We start from the raw sequence: 1627 nt of genomic DNA, 5'->3' as shown, positions 1-1627 counted from the left end.
CTCACTCTCCGCCGCGGCGGACGGAGTTGCCCTGGAAGCTCGACTCCTCGTCGGGCTTGGGCTCGTCGAGGTCCAGTCGGCCGCTCTGTCCGTAGAAGCCGACGGGGTTGCGCCAGAGGACCTTGTCCACGGTGTCGTCGTCGAAGCCTGCGGCGAGCATCGCGTCGGCGGTCCTGCGGGTCTTGAGCGGGTCCGAACGCCCCCAGTCGGCGGCCGAGTTGACGAGGACGCGGTCGGTGCCGTGTTCCTGGAGAACGGCGACCATGCGGTCCTCGCTCATCTTGGTCCGCGGGTAGATCGAGAACCCGGCCCAGCAGCCGCTGTCGAGGACCATGCCGACGGTCAGCTCGTTGAGGTGGTCGAGGACGACGAGTTCGGGGGCGATGCCCGACTCCCGTACGACGTCCAGGGTGCGGCGGGTGCCGGTGGCCTTGTCGCGGTGCGGGGTGTGCACGAGCGCGGGCAGGCCGTGTTCCACGGCGAGTTGCAGCTGGAGGGCGAGCGCCTCGTCCTCCTCCGGTGTCATGGAGTCGTAGCCGATCTCGCCGACCGCGACGACGCGGTCCTTGGCCAGGTAGCGGGGCAGTTCGTCCAGGACGGGCCGGCAGCGCGGGTCGTTGGCCTCCTTCGGGTTGAGCGCGATGGTGCAGAAGTGCTGGATGCCGAACTGGGCGGCCCGGTAAGGCTCCCAGCCCAGCAGCGCGTCGAAGTAGTCGTAGAAGCTCTCGGGCGAGGTGCGGGGCTGGCCGAGCCAGAAGGCCGGCTCGACGACCGCGCGGACCCCGGCCGCGTGCATCGCCTCGTAGTCGTCGGTGGTGCGGGAGGTCATGTGGATGTGGGGGTCGAAGATACGCACTGGCTTCCTCGGGTTCTTCGGGGAGCGGGGCGAGTTGGGTGGTGTCCCGCGCGGGGCTACTGGAGTTCCTTCAGCGCGCGTACGGCGGCCTCGCGGCGTTCCTGCACGGCGGCCCGTGTCTCGTCGGTGAGCCGTTCGACGAGGGCGGCGCGGGCGGGGTGGGCCCGGACCACGGGCCAGATGTCGTGCGGGACGTCCCGGCCGGCGGCGACCCGTTCATGCACGAAGTCGGCCAGCATGCGCGCGAGTTCGGCGTCGGTTCGGGTGTCGAGCCCGGCGATCCGGTCCAGCGGGATCTCCTGGAAGACGCACTTGAGCACGGCCTGCCGGTACTCGGCGTCGGGGAGCCGGGCCGCGCCGTACGGTCCGAGGGCGGCCTCGATGACATGGCTGTCGTTGCCGCGCAGCGCCTCACGGACGAGGGGGAGGGCGAGGTCGGCGAGGGGCTCGCCGTCGGCCTCGGTGGAGGCGTCGAGGAGGGGCAGGGCCCGCAGGACGGCCCGTTGCTCGGCCGGGTCGCCGTGGCGGAAGAGGCCCGCGAGTTCGGCGGCGAGGGACGCGCCGGTGAGGGGCAGGGCGGTGAGCAGGACGGCACGGGCTGCCTCGTCGGCGGTCCAGTGGGCGTCCAGTCGGGCGCGTCCGCAGTGTCTGCGGGCGGCGGGGAACAGGGCTCGCACGGCGGCGGGCCGGGCGGCGATCCGTGCCTCCGCGTCGGCGAGCCAGGAGCGGGCGGCCGGTTCGAGTGGATGGCGGGAGAGGGCGGTCCGGGGA

2 protein-coding genes are annotated in these 1627 nt (G+C 72.6%); both read right to left on the bottom strand.

Annotated elements, in window-relative coordinates; all coding sequences use genetic code 11:
• Position 1 precedes the first annotated feature (1 nt).
• Positions 2–856, bottom strand: a complete 855-nt coding sequence (locus AOK15_RS37885) for a TatD family hydrolase (RefSeq protein WP_055523326.1) — start codon at positions 854–856, stop codon at positions 2–4.
• 56 nt (positions 857–912) lie between these two features.
• The coding region (locus tag AOK15_RS37880; RefSeq protein WP_055523324.1) for an EboA domain-containing protein at positions 913–1627 on the bottom strand (715 nt) is incomplete at its 5' end.

The sequence above is a fragment of the Streptomyces ossamyceticus genome, from assembly GCF_001418475.1.
GTDB classification, from domain to species: Bacteria; Actinomycetota; Actinomycetes; order Streptomycetales; family Streptomycetaceae; genus Streptomyces; species Streptomyces ossamyceticus.
This window is presented reverse-complemented; position numbering and strand designations above follow the sequence as displayed.